The organism is Flavobacterium araucananum, from assembly GCF_002222055.1.
GTDB lineage: Bacteria > Bacteroidota > Bacteroidia > Flavobacteriales > Flavobacteriaceae > Flavobacterium > Flavobacterium araucananum.
This window is the reverse complement of record NZ_MUGS01000018.1, coordinates 1-16,005: the sequence shown is the minus strand read 5'-3', so window position 1 is coordinate 16,005 and position 16,005 is coordinate 1. Positions and strand designations below refer to the sequence as shown.

Here is a 16,005-nt window from a genome sequence, read left to right as displayed (position 1 = left end):
TATCGGATTTTAATCCTTGAGAAAAGATGTTTGATATAGACTTTGATAGCTGCAGTATTAAAACCTCTTTTATCAATGTTTATTACTCTTAGCCTGTTATTATAACTAAATACTTTAATTAGAAGATGTCGCACTCATTCTACAGCTCCTCCCTACTTTAAATTTTTTCCTCCTCATCTATAACTCACTGAAAAATAAAAACTTATAAACTCAAAATGTGATCGTAGCATTATCCACAAACACTACCTAATTTTCATTATCTTCAACATCACTCTAACTAACTGTAAATCTTTATTTAAATACACTTCCTGAAGAATAAAAGATTTCAAATAGTTATTAATTACCTTTGGTATTCATTTTTTGTTAGTTTAAAATTTAAAGAAATAATGTATTCTAAAATGCGACAGGATCTAAAGATTAATTTTACTAAAAACAAATAATATAATCTTTAGATATTTCTGAAGGCAATTTTATATTTTCTTTACAAAAATCATGAACAGTATACAGATTAGTATATTTGTCTTTTAATAAGACTTTCGAATGTTGTATATCGCTTGAATAAAACCAAATATTTTCTTTTTCGTCCTTATATAAAAACCAATATTGATTAGGGCTGAAAGAATTAAATATACTTTGCTGATATATAATCTTATATTTTCTATCGCAGACACCAAATGTTAGACTGCCATTATCATATTTTTTTATACTGATAATGAACGATTTAGAAGTATATATTCCTGATTGCTTCATAAATCCAGCCTTAGGCATAAATCCACCAGCTTCTTTTTGTTTTATACACCCAACTATTATTACAAAAATTATTAATATGTATTTTTTCATATTTATCGTCTAAATCCTCTTCTTCCAATTTGTTTTGTTTCTCCTGTTCTGACATTGCCAGATTGTATTTCTCCTCTTTTCAAACTTATAGTCTGAGACCACTTAATCGATATATAGTAATTTTTTGCTCCAAGCGCCAATAGAGGGTCAGCATATAAATCATCTCCAGAATTTGAATTTTTATCAATTTCATCAAACCATTTTACTGAAAAATTAAAATTATAAGTTTGAGATTTATTGTCATATTTTCCAATCCCTGCATAACTAAAGCGATCTGTTCCATGAAGTAAACCATATCCACTAAAATATCCGTCTTCTATTTCCATTGGAACATTTCCGGAAGTGTAAGTGTAAGATGAGTGATGGCCAATAATCATTGACTGAGCCATTTCATCAGCGGCATCTCTAAGCCTATTATTTATCATCTCGTTTGCTCTCATATAATCTCCCCAATTTCCTTCACTCCTATTCATATAAGTTCCTGATCCATTAAGCCAATGTGAATAAATCTCATATCCTCTCGCATCCCATGGATAAAATTGTACGCTCCAATTTGGCGCTGTTTCGATAAGGCTATCCTCTAACCATAAATTTCCTTTTTGAATAATTCCCCATAAATCACCTGATCCACTATTAGTAGCACTTGCTCCTAATACTGGTTTGTTATTATAGTTTTCAATATAACTATTAGCTTTACCTGTCGCATATCCAGAAGCAACACTAGAAGCAGTACCAGTAAATGCAGTCATCCAAGTGTTAAGATTCCACTTAAAAGGGTTTGCCTCGCCACTTGCAGCTCCACCCTGAATATAAGCCGAAAATACAAATCCTGCTAAAAATTGCCAAAACTCACCGGTCTGATCTGTATATTTTAGCGGATTATTTAATACATAACTATAACGATTATAGTTTTGGGTATTAAATGGATCCTGAATATTGTTATCAGGCTGTAAAAACCTGCGAAGCTTAGGATCATATAAACGACCATTCATATTTATAAGACCTACACTCTGGAGGTGTTCATGTCCTGTATAACCTCTATCTAAAAAAGTTAAATCTTCTACTGCACCAATTCCAGGTACATTAATTTTTAGAATATTTCCCCAAGCATCATACAGACGTTGTTCAAGTACTGTTCCACTAGAATTTGTTATGGCTACAATACTTCCTAGATTATCGCGTTGTAAATATAAATAATTTTGTGTAAACCCGTCGCTTTTAACTACCGCCGGAGCAGAATAGCCATCTCCACCAACATATGTAACAAAATCATAAGTTCCAGTTGCTCTATTTTCTTTAATTTCTATAGTGCCATCAGCAGAATAATACTTACGTAATGGCCTTAATAATTTATCCGATTGAATACCACCATAATACATGGTACTTCTTTTATTGTCATCATTGTAAGAAAAATTTAATATTTCAATACCTTCTTCTTCTATCCTTACAGGACTTTTAAATGTATTATAGGTGATGGTTAACTCTTTTTGTGCAGCTACGGCACTAGTTTTAGAAATTTGTACATCATCAAAGCTAGCAGAACCAATCGTGGTTGGTGTTCCAATAGCATTCAAGCGTATTTGTAATTGTTTTATATTTTTAGGAACAAGTACGGTTTTTTCTATATATATCCATTCAGCTTTTGTTTCGGTACTAACAGCATCACTGGTAAATGGGAAAGGATCATCTTTTTCATATTCCAACAAAGTTATCTGCGCTTTGGGATTATTTGTATTAACCCATCCAGAGAATGTGTATTCTGTATCGACTGCATTATCGATTTTAATTATCTTATCAGCTGTTGCATTATTTTCGTAATCATTCGCAGATATCGCTAAGTTTAACGCTTTTTCACCGCTGTGACTAAATGGTGTGTAAGTAAATTGATTGTCATAATCTTCTGACCAGCCTCTCTGGGTTTCCATTTCTTCAAGAAATATTCTTCCTCTATTTTCGTAATATGTTTTAGCTTCAGGTTCAAGTGTTACAGAACTATTCTGATACGGTTTGTCATGTATATTATAATTATAAGTTCCTAAACTATTTTGTGTAATTCTTCCTTTGTCGTCATACACTTGTGTCTCCTGTATACCTTGATCATTAGTAAATTTCGTTAAACGATCTTTATTATCATATTCAAAACTTTCATCCCATTCAAACCAATTATTATATCGACTTTTTAAATTTTCCTTTGTACTATCATAACTGTACTTTAAAGTTAAAATATTTGCTGAATATGTTGTCTCTTCATATTTAAGTTGCGATGCAAGTCCCTTCTCATAATTATTAGTTACGGTAGTAGGTCCGCTTTGCGCGCTAAGAAGTTGTCCTCTACTGTTAACTTCATTTGTCTGCCAAACAACATTATTGGTTATGCTGTCTAATATTTGATAATGAACACCATATCGATAAATATTACGTACAGTGTTACTGCTTTTTGCATTTCCAATTTTTGCTGTTGATTTTTCAAATTCCAGTCTTCCTAAGGCATCATATTTATAGCTCTTTATAAATTTTGCATATTGAGTAGTTTCAGTTTTTGTGCTGATTCTTTTTGATGAGTCATATTTATAATCTGTTATAATATTTGTCCCATTTGCAATATCTTTAAATTCCGTTTTAATCAATAATTTATCAGAATCGTAGCTATAGATTGTTTTTGAATTCGTAATGCCATTCCCACCATATATTGTTTTAGTCTCTAACTTACCAAGAGGGGTTAAATTATAATTAGTTATCCCATTAGGATTTTCTTCTTTTATTAAATCCCCAAAATCATTGTAAGTATATCTAAAAACATCCGCAGAAGGATCCTTAAGTAGGGCTTTTCTGCCCCAGCCATCTTGCAATATTGTCGTTTCTACACCTGCGTAATTAATCTTGCTTAAATTACCATTAGGATAATACGTGTAGTTAACAATGTTTGAAGGTGCATCAGACATCGAAACAACCTTGCCAAGAGCATTTTTAGTATACGTTTCATTTTTAGTACCATCTGTAATGGTTGAAGTGAGTCCGGGAAGATTTGATATATCAGTTGTTTTTCCCTTAAAATCAATTGTTTTTGCTAATCTTCCATATTCATCATACTGTGACTCATTCCACTCTGTAGGAGTTGTGTCAATCCCAATATAGGGCTCACTTACTTTATAAGTTCGGTCATGGATATCATAGAGATACGAAATATAAGTGTATGTTCCCATTATATTTCTGACTCCTGTCCTTATTTTTCTGCCAAGTTCATCAAAATTTTCAATTTCTACACTTTCATCACTACCAATTTTTCTAAGGATAGTGCGTCCCCTGGAATTTACATAATGATAAGAGGTTACGTATCCCAGATAATCCGTTTCTTTTGTTTTTTTAAACCATGAATCATATTCGTAGACAGTAGTTTGAAGAAAAGGATTGGTCTTTGATTTTAATGTTCCATTTGGGTTATAATCAAATGTCGTGACTAATTTCTCAACATCCGTGCTTTTTTTCAAATACCTGCCAGTTGGGTCATATTCTAAACTTGTTTCTCTTGCATCATTGCCAGCAGTAAGTGTTTTTTTTGTAATATTTCCAAAAGAATCATAAAAAATGTCCTGAACAATATAATTTGTAAATGCTTCACCTTTCTTCTTTACTTGCGAGAGTAAATCATCTTCATTATAATAATACAATTCATCACTGTTCATTACTTCCGACCCTAGTGTTGCTTTCACTGTTTTACGATTTGGTCTATCCACTACGTAGTGTGATGCAGGAATATCATAATAAGTAAGATCAACTACGTTAGTCTGGATAGCTGACTGTCCTTCCTTGGCAATTGTTGTAACTTTTAAGGGGCTATTATTATCATTGTATTCTGTTTTTATTTCCTTACTTGTACCTGTGAGTCCACTAAATTCCTCAGAGGAGATCATCTTTAATTTGTAAATTTTATTGCTCAGTAGAGCATCCTGGGGTAGGTTGTATTTGTTTACAGATTTTGATATGTAGGAGGATGGAACAATGCTATCTGGAGAAAGTACTCCAAGTGCAGAAAAGCTTTCACTACTAACCCCTCTTCTGCTAATATCAAATTTTGAAACATTTGATATTATTGATGATGCCGACGCATCATCATACCAATTAGTCTGCATTGTACCTCTAAAACCTAAAAAACCTAGTCCTTCAACATTAGACACCGCACCATAATATTGAAATAGTTTCTTTTTATAACTTGTTAAGCTTTTTTTCTCAAGCATGCTTACCACCAGAAAATTAGGATCATTTAGGATATCAACATTAGGATAATTCTCTGTATAGGGACTATTGAAATAAACGGAATATTGTTCCTGTTGTGAGGTAATATCCAAAGGCTTATAAGTAATGGTCTCTGCTACGCCATTACCTGTAGTAATTTTATTGAGCAAAACATCAAACTTATTAAACCTCGTATATAAACTATATATTTTGTTATCTGATATTAAAGAATATTTAGGGCTCTTATTAGAATCATCCAAACTTGCAAATATGGGTATTGGAAATCTCTTAACAATATTGTCAGCAAAATAAGAATTAACAGTAGCAACAAATTTAATTGCAGTTCCTGTATATAACATATTTTGAGCAATCTGAAATCTTGTCATTTGTGGCATCCCCTTAGGTCTGGGGTTTGGAGTTCCTGTATCATCTCTTTCAACCGTAAAATTTTGCTGATTTAAAATATCCGTTTTTCCATCACCATTAATATCAAAGGCTACAAATGTATTTTCATTTAGACTGGTTACCCAATCATTATTATTAACAGTAACATCATCATAATGTTTGATTTGTGATTGGTTGTATTTTATCCCTATAGTACCAACAATTTTGTTAAAGCTTACTCCTGTTGAAATGTAAAAATTCCAACTGTCTTGATCTACAGCAGTTGGAATAACAAAATCAGCTTTTCCATCACCATTGTAATCTCCCATCAAAATAGTCTTGTTAAGAACAATACTTGAATCGTTAATAGGACTTTGAAGTAACTGAACAAATTTATTATTGTCATCCAAAGAGTAAATTTTAATTGTTCCAATTCCAAAAACGTAGATATCGGATTTTCCATCGCCATTAAAATCTGCTACTACAATTCTATCATCACTGGTAATTGAAATACTGCCAGACTCCGAAGCAAAATAGGTTGATATCCTTTTATCGAAATTCATAAACAACGTATTTCCTCCCTTATAAGTACGTTCAACAGTTGTACATCCTGAAGTCCAAGGATATGTAAAGGATCTTTCAACTACCACAATATCCGTTAAGCCATCACCATTAAAATCACCATTTATAATAGATTTAGGAATGTCATTTTCATAATGATAAGAGATTAATCCTGTTCCAGGTTCAATTGGCGCGGTTAATTTAGAAGTATTTGGTATTCGGTCGGGATTCTCGCCATTACATTCATTTTGGTAGTCCAAAATGAATCTGGGGAAAGTGTATGTTTTTTGATCCTGTTGGACAATTTTATATCCATTAAAAGCATAAGTAGTAAAAACGCCCCCTTGAATTGTTGCCCATCCCTGTTTTGTTTGCAACTTAAAGCCTTCTGCACTATCACCCTCTAAAATTGTCATGGGAAATATCTGTTCAAAAGCGCCAACAGTATGCTCAATACCAGAATTAACAATTTGCAATGATCCGGCAATATTGTTGTATAGCCAATATTTTTTCCTTGCATCTGCTGTTGTTATCGGGTACAGTATCACATCTGTATTTCCATCACCATTAAAATCACCGGATATATTTCCAGTTGTTTGAAAATCTATACCAGAAAGATTTAAGGTGGCTGGTGTAAGATTTACAAGATTGGTATTTACTAGCTCGCCATAGGTAAAAACAGTTGGATTATAACTGCCCAAGTTATCACCGCTATTTTCTGTTATCTTAAATAATCTCTGATAGTCTTTATAAGTTTCATCATAGGAAAGAGCATACCTTCTGTAACCAACATTATTTGTAAAAACTGCAATTTCACTTAAAATTTTATTTTTTAAAATACTTTCTCCTCCTATATAACTCTGTTCAGGTCTTTTTCTTACTGTATAACCAAATTGGATTTCATTAACAGGATTTGTATTTAATACAGTTCCATATAAAATAGATGAAATATTTAAATCATTATTTGCAGCTACATATTGGTAATTAACACTTACTCCTTTTGAATTTTGCCAAGTTGTTATCCCCCATGTTGTAATTGATCTGGAATCTGTAGAGTTTCCGTAAAAAGAAATTGATCCATCAGGATATTGAACTTTGAAATATTGTGGTCCGTAATTTGACCCATTTGGATGAACTCCATAAGAAGTTATTTTAAGATTAGAAAAATTCTCTGTTTCATACTGTGCCCCATCACCACCATAAACTCCAGCTTTAAGAATTAGACGTTGCCCATCCAGAGCAAATCTATCTAAAGAATCAAAGTCTACGGGATCACTTACGCCATCATGAAATTTAGAAGAAGCGATACGCGTAATTCCTGAAACTCCATTTATTTCCCATCCATAGCCAGCAACTCCATTGCCTCCCTGACTGTTATAGGTAAGACTTATTTTCGGCTCAACACCATTTATACCTTGTGGTACAGCAATTGGGACTGTATAATTGGCAGCTCCCGATAAAGAAACAGATAACTGACCATCTGTAATTCCCACTTCAGCTGAAGAACCTGTTGTATTTTGAGCTTCAACAAATAAACTTAGAGTAAAAAAAATAAGTAAAAAGTAAAATTGTTTCATATACTATTTTTTAATGATTTTAATAGATTTTTGATCGCCATTGCTGTAATAAAGCAATACTGCGTATATACCTGCTGAATAATTTTGAAAAGGAATATTTTGGCTATTGTTGTTTAAAGTGGTTTGATAAGTTTTTAAAAGCTGTCCCGAGACAGAGAAAACCTGTATTGTACTTACGTATTTCTCATTAGTAAATTCCCATTTAATATATAGCTCTTCCTTTACAGGGTTGGGATAATAGGAAATTACGTCTTCCTGCGAAAATTTTAGTAAATCTTCTTCTGTTAGCTCCTCTATTTCTTTAGGAGCTTCTTCTTTTCCACTAGTTGATGGACAATTTACACATAGTGATCTTTTCTTTTGATTCCCAGCGAGGTCATACTCAAATAGAATCTTGGTGCTTTGTGCCTTAGCCATACAAGAAATAATCAAGGCTAGGAGTACTATTTTTTTTCTCATTTTATGTCAGAATTAATTTGTTCAAATAAATAAATTAATTCTGTAAGATTTTTACGGTTTATCACATTGTTTCTGTAGTTTCAGCTTTTTAATTTATGAATATAAATCAGGAAATACACAATACATTAAAAATGAAATAGATACAAATAATAATCAAGAATTAAAGAATGCAAAACTTACAAAAACAGGTATATATACGTAATGTTTTATTAATAGTTCGATCAATCATTTTTCATCTAAATTATCCTGTTTCTTATCTTGTTTTCAATTAAAGACTGACTTTTTAATTTATAATATTATTTTTTTGTAAATCATGTATACAATGGTTCGAGAATTGTTCCGTTAGGGCTACTGAGCAAGACGATGCTTGAAATTGCTTTTTTGAAATGCTTTCAAGTGGATATAAAATTCAGGGCTAGTATGCTTGTATAAACCTGAGATGCACACCATATTTTGCAGTGAATAATGAATTAAACTAGTATTAAATTTAATCTTTTAAAAATTTAATACTAGTTTAAAATCATGGCCATGCAGACGGGAGAAAATGAACAGGGGCTAAGAAAGATTTTAGATATGACTCGGCTGATCAGTATAGTTGTATTGATAGTCCATTTTTATTATCAGTGTTACCAGGCTTTTAAGCAATGGTCTTTTGTCCATCCCATTGGTGATGCCGTTTTAAATAATATCTATCAAACCGGATTACTGAGAAATTTCCATAACGCCAAATTATTTGCCCTGGGTTTCCTGCTTATATCCCTTCTTGGCGCAAAAGGGCGCAAAGACGAAAAACTGAATTATAAGACTTCGCTCGCTTACATCATTTCCGGCTTGCTGCTGTACTTTATAGGTTACTTTTTCTTCTGTCTGGAAATACAGACAGCTTTGCTTTGTATGCTCTATATTAGTATCACTTCCTGCCTATCTGAACGATGTCATGGAGCAGCTCGAAGGTCAGATAGCCTCTGCAAAAGTAGCAATGGCAAGGCTGTCATCGCCACAATTATACTTTGTGCTCTCCGGAAATGACTTTACTCTGGATATCAATAATCCACAGGAACCTAAAATTGTATGCATGGGCAACAACCCTCAGAAAATACAGATTTACGGTGCCGTATTGTCTCTTTATGTCAATAGGCTTGTAAAGCTGGTCAATAAAAAAGGCAAGATGAAATCCAGTCTCATTTTTGATGAATTCCCTACAATTTATCTCAATAATATGGACAGTTTAATTGCTACTGCAAGAAGTAATAAAGTAGCAACTTGTCTGGGTATACAGGACTTTAGCCAATTGCGTAAAGATTATGGCCGGGAACAGGCCGATGTGATTATGAATATTACCGGAAATATTATCAGTGGACAAGTAACAGGAGACACTTCCAAACAACTCTCGGAACGCTTTGGTAAAATAATGCAGGACAGGGAAAGCCTCTCCATCAATAGCGCGGATACTTCCATAAGTCGTTCAAAACAGCTTGAATCGGCTATTCCTCCCTCTAAAATCTCCGGTCTTAGTTCGGGTGAATTTGTTGGCATGGTAGCAGATAATCCTGATTGCAGGATTGAGCTCAAAACCTTCCATTGCGAAATTATAAATGATCATCAGGCCCTTAAAAAAGAGGAAGAAAACTATAAAGATATACCTGCTGTACGCAAGCTTGATAGTACTATTATTCAGCGCAATTACCTGCAAATCAAACAGGACATACAGGATATCATCCACTCTGAAATGGAACGCCTTCTCAATGACCCTAAGCTGGCCTATCTGGTAGTAAAGAAAAAATAAAAACTTAAAGTACTATTCAAATGAAATTAGATGAACAATTCAGCGACGTTATACATTTAATTAAACAATCCAGATCAAAGGCTTTTGCAGCTGTTAATACGGAAATGATCAACCTGTATTGGAACATTGGACAATATATTTATAACCGGCTTGAAAGTGAAGAATGGGGACAGTCTGTTGTAAAGGAATTAGCCAGGTATTTACAACGAAATGAACCGGATATAAAAGGTTTTTCAGATAAAAACTTATGGAGAATGAAGCAGTTTTATCAGACATATCAAGAGTTTCCAAAACTCTCAGCACTGCTGAGAGAAAGTAGCTGGACAAATAACCTTATTGTTTTAAGTCGAGCAAAAACAATAGAGGAAAAGGAATTTTATCTACGGCTCTCAAGCAGAGAGAAATTCAGTTCCAGGGAACTGGAAAGACAAATCAATAGCGGTGTTTTTGAGAGAACTATTGCTGGAAATAGAAAACTCTCATCAGTGATGAGAGAGTTGCACCCTAATATTACAGACACATTCAAAGATAGTTATATATTTGATTTCCTGAATCTATCGGAATATTTTAACCAGAGTGACCTGCAGAAAGCTTTGGTTCTACAAATGAAAAACTTTATCCTGGAACTGGGTAAAGTTTTTTTATTTATCGGCCAGCAATACAGGCTTCAGGTCGGTCACAGTGATTTCTATATTGACCTGTTATTCTATCACAGGGGCTTACAATGTCTTGTTGCTTTTGAATTAAAATCTGACAAATTTAAGCCTGATCATTTAGGACAGCTGAATTTCTATCTTGAAGCCTTGGGCAGGGATGTTAAAAAGCCCCATGAGAACCCCAGCATCGGAATTTTATTGTGTAAGAATCAGGATCATGCTGTAGTAGAATATGCCTTAAGCCGAAATCTATCACCAACAATGGTTGCCGAATATAAAATCCAGCTTCCTGATAAGCAATTGCTTCAGAAAAACTATATGAATTGTCTAAAAAACAAATAAGCATTACGCCTGTTTTGAATTAATCAGTAGCAGGGATTATTTTTATTTATAGAATTTTCAGAACCAAGATTTACCTGCCTTATAGCTGAGCGTTTACAGAATTTCAAAAAGTGACGGAACTCCCGAATTGTCCCCAAGATATATAGTAACCAGTATATAGCATTTTTCTGGATAATATGTCATTGTCTCAAATAAACTTTCCAGTGAAAGCAAGTCTTTACTTGCTCCTAAAAGAGGAAATGCTATAGAGGTAATTCCACGCTATTGATAGGTTTGCATGAACTTTACAAGACCAGATTCAGCATAATATTCCTCACTGGGCTTTTACCAGTCATATTTGGTAGGGAAATTTAGTATCCGTCGATTTTCTGACTTATAGTCCGGGCTTGATATGGGAAACAGCATCCATACAGGGCACGTAATATGATCAACGATGGCTCCTATCAAAAAACCTGAATCCAAACTTTACCAAACCGCTGCTATCCTGCCTATAGTTATCTCCTGAGGGGATACATTTATTTTCAATAATTAGAAATATCAACAATAGAAATCTTTTAAACTATAAGAAACCATCATATCTACTTCAACGCAGTTTTTCATAAAAAATACAAAACCTTTCAGTCTCTCTCCAGCAAATAGCGATAATCATACTTCTGATAGCTCTCCCAATTGATTTTTTTTCCATTGAGTTCCATTAGCTCATTTTTTATCACCACACCGTGCCAAAGCTCCGGTCTTGTATGTGTAAATACGCTAATTTTCAAGATCAGATTAGCATTTAATCTCTTCTTACCAGTGAGATATTGGTCAAGAGTACTGCATTTCATTTCAAAATGACTGGCAAGTGCCTTTTGGGTAAGGTTAAGTACTTCCAGATACATCTTAACGAAATCAATAACTTTCAAAACTTCTGTATCACTACTTTTGTTCCCCACATACTGCTCCAGTACATATCCAATAAAAGGAAATTTATTTTTTATAATCTGTGCTTTGGATTCTTTGCAGCAAGAGTTCGTTTCATTATTCTTTAAAACCGTTTTGCTCTCATCATTACAAATCGGAATAATTATGATTGGTTTATCTTTCTTCATATTCTTAAATCTTTAAAAATTAACTGATTCGCAAAAATGGTCAGCAAAATGCTTTTCCAATTTGGACCATATGCTTAGCGGTATATTTATGGGCACACTTTAATGCATTTAAAGTAAATAATAATGCCGTCAGGCTTGAACGAAATTTAAATTGATACTCACAGCTGATTTGAGTTGTATCTACTTTGTCTAAATTTTTGCAGAAGTTGTATTGGTACTCAATCTCAAATAAGCCTGGATAATTCATCAGATTGAGTTGATCTATAACTGCTGAAAAAGATGTTCCGGGAACATAACTAGCCAGCGTATGGCGCGCCGTATCTCCCTTTATGAAATAAATAAAATGGTCAGATCCAGGTCGGGCATTTTCTGAAATTCCGGGATTATAAGTATAAATTGGTACACTGGGCATATTCTTGAAAAAAACAATATGATCCATTTTGAATACAAGAGTAAAAACCTCTGAAACGGGTCTGTTAATTACAATATCTGATTTTATTATTTTAATATTCATATCTATTCTTTAAAGTGATATTTTAGGCAGAACTGTTTTTTTTAAACAACTACTGCTGAAGAAAATCCATAGTAAGTGCTATATATAATTTTCAGATTAATTTCAATATGGAAAAACAGCAAAATGGATTCATAACAATTATGTATATCAGCCCGAAACTTTGTCTCATGATTGATAAATAATCTTAATCCCCAAGTCAGAAAAGACTTGGGGAAAACTTAACATCAACTGATAACTAAAAAATCAAGGAAAAATGAAATCCGTTATTTATAGCGGATTCCAAGTTAAGCTATTTAAGGTATTATTCTTTAGATTCAGCTTTTACCTTTAGGTTCTTAAGCCATGTCTGAGTTGACTTTTCCAGCCCTCCTTGAAATTCGGATGGAAAAAGCTCCACTAGCCAGCCTTCCATACTTTCCTCTACCTTTACAGTTGTCTGCTTACCATTAGGTTCAAAATACCAGTTATGGATAGCAAATGCACCAAAAGCATCGCCAGACCAGCCTATTTTTTTGCCGGGGATCACAGTGTGAACCGTAGAATGAATAGTCAGCCCATCACTTTTCCAGTCAAAACTGTTTTCTGTTGCAAATTCTCCGTTTAAATAGATATCCTCAATATTCTTGTTCCATTCTGACCAATGGTCTACATCACTCATGATCTGATAAACCTTTTCAGAAGAAGCATTTATAGTAATTTCCTGATAAGTGACCACAGGAGCATTTGTATGTATAGTTTGCGTCAATCTATAACTACTGGAGAGTTCTACGCATAAAATGATTAGAATCCCCAATAAGATTATTGTCACTACACTTAAAAAGAAAGTTTTCATCGGTATACTTTTTTATCTAAATTCATTTTTTAATTTGTTTGTTGTCAATTAAAGAACATCTTATAATCTATCACAAATTTTTCATAACTAGTTGCTGGCTTTCCAGTAATAACAGTAATGGTATCGTAAACATCAGCAGCTTCTACACGACAGTAATGAACAAAATTCTCAATAAGGAGTACAGTTTGCCATTCCGGAAATCCGGCAACTGTAAGGGCACCGCGCATCTGTTCGGGGCTGAGATTTATATAACTAATTTCTTTTCCCAATACCCGGGTGAGCACCTCCGCCATTTGGTAATGGCTCAGGGCTTCACCTCCGGTAATATTGTAGGTTTTATTTTCATGTCCTGGTTCGGTGAGTACTCTTAGGGCAATTTCTGCTATATCCCTTATATCTACCACACTCACAGCAGCGTCCCCTATGACCCCAAAGAATCTTCCTTCATATTTTATAAAATGATCAAAGAAAATAAGTCCCTGCATAAACATATTACATCGAAGAAAGGTGTAGTCCAGTCCAAGCTCTACGATCCTGTACTCTACAAGGGCATGAAAACGCAAAGAATGTACCGTAGAAGCGCTGTCAGCAGCCAGCTGAGATACTTTTACAATATGCCTGACACCTGCCCTATGAGCCGCATCAACAAAGTTCAACTGTAATTCTTCTGAATACTCCTCGGAGTCAGTAAATAAAAAAGCCTTTTCGATCCCCTTCAATGCTTCCATTAGACTGGCAGTATCCGATAAATCTCCCACGGCTACCTCAGCCTGCGGAAGCTCTCTCATCAAATCACCCTGGTCTTTTGTGCGAACCAGTGCCCTGAAAGAGATATCCGAGTTTATTAATTTCTTAATCAATTGTGTACCTACACTTCCTGTAGCTCCTGTAATTAAAAGTTTTGTCTGTTTCATAAATCTATCTTTATACTTCAAATTTCAATCTAAATAGCTATAGATAATTGTAAGAAAACGAAAAAGCTATCTTACTGTTATTCGCTCTTATTGGTCTGCATTTGTGTCTCTGGTTTTACAGTAGGAGGAATTAATTTATATACAACTGGTGTCACTATTCTCGATAATAGTGTTGAACTGATAAGTCCTCCGATAATGACAATGGCCAATGGCGAGATCAAAGGACTGCTTGATAAGGCAATAGGAATAAGACCTCCAATAGCCGTAAGAGATGTAAGGACAATAGGAAGAAAGCGCACTTCTCCTGCTTCACGGATCGCATTTTCAATGTCCATGCCCTTCTCACGTAAATTATTGGTATAATCCACCAATAGTATCGTATTTTTAACTTCGATACCTGCCAGGGCTATAATACCTATAACTGCTATGAAAGATAAAGGGTAACCTGTCATCCATAATGCCATCACTGCCCCTATCACTCCTAAAGGAATCACCGATAGGACAATTGCCGTGCTTTTTAATGTTCCGAACTCCAGTACAAGTACAGCTATGAACAGAAATAGCGTAGCGATCAGAATATTTAAGAATCCATCGAAAGAATTTTCCCTGGTCTCAATTTCTCCTCCCATCGAATACTTATATCCATCAGGAAGTTTAAAATGGTTCATTTTGGAAATAACATCCGTTAAAACCCTGTCGGCAAGAAAACCTTGCTCTACAAACGCTTTTACAGAAACTGTCCTTATTTTCTCTTGGTGACTAATGCTAACAGGAGAAATTTGAGGTTTAATTTCAACCACTTCATTAAGCGGTATAGCTTCGCCCCTTGTATTGAAAACATACACTCCCTCAAGCACATCCAGTTTAGATCTCCCTTCCTTATTTCTGGTAACCAATACATTATACTCACTCTCATTTTTATCAGGATATTCCCCAAGATCAAAACCTGTCACCGCTAAACGTATTGTCTTATCAATTTCTATCGGGGTAACTCCCAAAAGCAATGCTTTTTCTTTGTTGATTACTGCTTTAAAATCCGATTTTTCATAGCTCATTGGATTAGTAACATACATAGTGCCTTTTGTATTTTTAAGCATTACCTCAGTTCGGTGCGCCAGTATTTTGAGTGAATCCAGATTATCACCAAATAATTTTACCTCGATTGGAGCTGTAATAGGCGGTCCTTGCTCAAAATTTTTTACTTCTATTTTTGCTCCCGGATAAGTGTTGAATTTAATCCTGAGCTCCTCCATAATCTCAAGCTTTTCTTTTACCGATACATTTTCCTGAAGCTGGACAAATACCTGCCCATAATCTTGGCGCAGATTCTCCGGGATCTCATTATAATAGATCTGAGGGTTACCTTTACCTGCATTGGCCGATGTAAATCTGACTTTGTTTATCTTAATCAGCACTGCCTCTACATCCGACACTACTTTATTGGTATACATAAAAGAAGATTGCGGCGGAGTAGTAATGTTTATAAGAAACTGTGGTTTTTCCGACGAAGGAAATAAAGTAAATCCTATAACACCAAACAAAAACAGAGAACCTATAAACAATACTGCGGTAATTGAAAGCGATAATATAGGTCTTTGTAGGGCAGTTATTATTAGCCTTGTTTCTTTGTGCAGCATTCAAAAGTGTAGCAGCCCCTTCTCCACCTCAACCACAAGCAATCCCTCCTCCCGTTGGTGGCCCCATAGACAGTGAAATTTCGATACTGTTTACAAGTGGAGTTGCACTGGGTATGTATCTTTTCTTAAAGAAGTCAAAACATATAACCAAATCTTTAAGAGAAACGCACCATCAGAAC

The 16,005-nt window shown here is 34.4% G+C and carries 11 protein-coding genes; 3 read left to right on the top strand and 8 right to left on the bottom strand.

Features of this window, described 5'->3' with window-relative positions:
• Positions 1-426: 426 nt before the first annotated feature.
• Genes B0A64_RS11895 through B0A64_RS11885 form a run of 3 tightly spaced genes read right to left on the bottom strand, consistent with a single transcriptional unit; the run spans position 427 to position 8,054 of the window.
• Entirely contained in the window at positions 427-840 is a 414-nt protein-coding gene (locus B0A64_RS11895; RefSeq protein WP_089479744.1) for a hypothetical protein, read from the bottom strand.
• Between the two features lie 2 nt (positions 841-842).
• Positions 843-7,595 carry an RHS repeat-associated core domain-containing protein gene (locus B0A64_RS11890; RefSeq protein ID WP_089479743.1) on the bottom strand — a complete coding sequence of 2,251 codons (6,753 nt, stop codon included), beginning with the start codon at positions 7,593-7,595 and terminating at the stop codon, positions 843-845.
• 3 nt (positions 7,596-7,598) lie between these two features.
• A complete protein-coding gene (locus B0A64_RS11885; protein ID WP_089479742.1) occupies positions 7,599-8,054 on the bottom strand; it encodes a T9SS type A sorting domain-containing protein in 456 nt (151 codons plus the stop codon).
• Positions 8,055-8,582: 528 nt separating this feature from the next.
• Here B0A64_RS11885 and B0A64_RS11880 point away from each other — a divergent pair.
• Genes B0A64_RS11880 through B0A64_RS11870 form a run of 3 tightly spaced genes read left to right on the top strand, consistent with a single transcriptional unit; the run spans position 8,583 to position 10,838 of the window.
• Positions 8,583-9,083: a YWFCY domain-containing protein gene (locus B0A64_RS11880; RefSeq protein WP_165769801.1), complete on the top strand. Its 501-nt coding sequence runs from the start codon at positions 8,583-8,585 to the stop codon at positions 9,081-9,083.
• Positions 8,992-9,840: a type IV secretory system conjugative DNA transfer family protein gene (locus tag B0A64_RS11875; protein WP_089479740.1), complete on the top strand. Its 849-nt coding sequence runs from the start codon at positions 8,992-8,994 to the stop codon at positions 9,838-9,840. Before B0A64_RS11880 ends, B0A64_RS11875 begins: the two co-directional genes overlap by 92 nt.
• A gap of 20 nt (positions 9,841-9,860) precedes the next feature.
• Positions 9,861-10,838 carry a PDDEXK nuclease domain-containing protein gene (locus B0A64_RS11870; protein ID WP_089479739.1) on the top strand — a complete coding sequence of 326 codons (978 nt, stop codon included), beginning with the start codon at positions 9,861-9,863 and terminating at the stop codon, positions 10,836-10,838.
• Between the two features lie 617 nt (positions 10,839-11,455).
• Here B0A64_RS11870 and B0A64_RS11865 read toward each other — a convergent pair.
• The 5 genes from B0A64_RS11865 to B0A64_RS11845 form a co-directional block, all read right to left on the bottom strand.
• Entirely contained in the window at positions 11,456-11,929 is a 474-nt protein-coding gene (locus B0A64_RS11865) for a helix-turn-helix transcriptional regulator (protein ID WP_089479738.1), read from the bottom strand.
• Between the two features lie 40 nt (positions 11,930-11,969).
• The gene (locus B0A64_RS11860; RefSeq protein WP_089479737.1) at positions 11,970-12,443 is read right to left on the bottom strand and encodes a hypothetical protein; all 474 of its coding nucleotides are present in this window, start codon (positions 12,441-12,443) and stop codon (positions 11,970-11,972) included.
• A 301-nt stretch (positions 12,444-12,744) separates the two neighbouring features.
• Positions 12,745-13,188, bottom strand: coding sequence for an SRPBCC family protein (locus B0A64_RS11855; RefSeq protein WP_165769800.1), 444 nt, complete (start codon positions 13,186-13,188; stop codon positions 12,745-12,747).
• Between the two features lie 131 nt (positions 13,189-13,319).
• Entirely contained in the window at positions 13,320-14,189 is an 870-nt protein-coding gene (locus B0A64_RS11850) for an SDR family oxidoreductase (RefSeq protein WP_089479735.1), read from the bottom strand.
• Between the two features lie 77 nt (positions 14,190-14,266).
• The gene (locus B0A64_RS11845) at positions 14,267-15,826 is read right to left on the bottom strand and encodes an efflux RND transporter permease subunit (protein WP_089479734.1); all 1,560 of its coding nucleotides are present in this window, start codon (positions 15,824-15,826) and stop codon (positions 14,267-14,269) included.
• Positions 15,827-16,005 lie beyond the last annotated feature (179 nt).

Excerpts from the sequence above, each read along its gene's own strand:
- B0A64_RS11870 (WP_089479739.1), top strand. The coding sequence starts at position 9,861 with ATGAAATTAGATGAACAATTCAGCGACGTTATACATTTAATTAAACAA.
- B0A64_RS11875 (WP_089479740.1), top strand. The coding sequence starts at position 8,992 with ATGGAGCAGCTCGAAGGTCAGATAGCCTCTGCAAAAGTAGCAATGGCA.
- B0A64_RS11860 (WP_089479737.1), bottom strand. The coding sequence starts at position 12,443 with ATGAATATTAAAATAATAAAATCAGATATTGTAATTAACAGACCCGTT.
- B0A64_RS11880 (WP_165769801.1), top strand. The coding sequence starts at position 8,583 with ATGCAGACGGGAGAAAATGAACAGGGGCTAAGAAAGATTTTAGATATG.
- B0A64_RS11845 (WP_089479734.1), bottom strand. The coding sequence starts at position 15,826 with ATGCTGCACAAAGAAACAAGGCTAATAATAACTGCCCTACAAAGACCT.
- B0A64_RS11850 (WP_089479735.1), bottom strand. The coding sequence starts at position 14,189 with ATGAAACAGACAAAACTTTTAATTACAGGAGCTACAGGAAGTGTAGGT.
- B0A64_RS11890 (WP_089479743.1), bottom strand. The coding sequence starts at position 7,595 with ATGAAACAATTTTACTTTTTACTTATTTTTTTTACTCTAAGTTTATTT.
- B0A64_RS11895 (WP_089479744.1), bottom strand. The coding sequence starts at position 840 with ATGAAAAAATACATATTAATAATTTTTGTAATAATAGTTGGGTGTATA.
- B0A64_RS11885 (WP_089479742.1), bottom strand. The coding sequence starts at position 8,054 with ATGAGAAAAAAAATAGTACTCCTAGCCTTGATTATTTCTTGTATGGCT.
- B0A64_RS11865 (WP_089479738.1), bottom strand. The coding sequence starts at position 11,929 with ATGAAGAAAGATAAACCAATCATAATTATTCCGATTTGTAATGATGAG.